This window comes from Streptomyces caniscabiei (genome assembly GCF_014930365.1).
In the GTDB taxonomy this organism is placed as follows: domain Bacteria; phylum Actinomycetota; class Actinomycetes; order Streptomycetales; family Streptomycetaceae; genus Streptomyces; species Streptomyces caniscabiei.
The window spans coordinates 1-648 of the sequence record NZ_JABXWI010000071.1; the positions used below are offsets into that span (position 1 = coordinate 1).

Below are 648 nucleotides of genomic sequence, written 5' to 3' on the forward strand. Positions count from 1 at the left end.
CGGGACGTAGGTGATGTCGCCGCACCAGCGGGTGTCGACGCCGTCCGGGTCGGGACCGAACTGCCGCAGGACGAGGTCGGGCCGCAGGACGGCGCGAGGGTCGGGGACGGTGCTCAGGTGCCGTCGTCTGCGGTGGCGGCCCTCCAGGCCCGCCGCCCGCATCAGTCTGGCGACGCGGCGCCGTCCGCAGAGGGCACCCCCACGTTTCAGCACGGCGTGGATGCGTGGGGCGCCGTAGGTGCCGCGTGACGTGGCGTGGACCTCGGTGATCTGCCTGGTCAGCTCAGTGTCACGGACGGCCCGCGGACCGGGCTTGCCGGTGCGGCGGGCGTAGAAGGCGGTTCGGGAGACCTTGAGCAGTTCACACGCGCGCTTGACGTTGTGACCGTCTCGCTTCTCCGCCTCGATGAACGGGTGCACCGTCACCGGGTCTCCTTCGCGAAGAAAGCCGTGGCCCGCTTGAGGATGTCGACGTCCTCGCGCAGCCGGCGGTTCTCCCGCCGCAGCGCGGCCAGTTCCACGCGTTCGCTGCTGGTCAGGCCGTCGCGCTCGCCCGCATCGACCTCGGCCTGGCTGACCCACAGCCGCACCGCGGTCTCGGTCAGGTCGAAGTCCTTGGCGATCTGGCCGACCGAGCGGTCACCGCGT

Annotated in this window: 2 protein-coding genes; both read right to left on the reverse strand. The window is 71.6% G+C overall.

Annotated features, from left to right (window positions below; all coding sequences use genetic code 11):
- Window positions 1-426 (reverse strand): IS3 family transposase (locus HW837_RS48025; RefSeq protein WP_193383588.1); only part of this gene is annotated, 426 nt, incomplete at its 3' end.
- The coding region (locus HW837_RS48030; RefSeq protein WP_193382258.1) for a transposase at window positions 423-648 on the reverse strand (226 nt) is incomplete at its 5' end. The genes HW837_RS48030 and HW837_RS48025, both read right to left, overlap by 4 nt.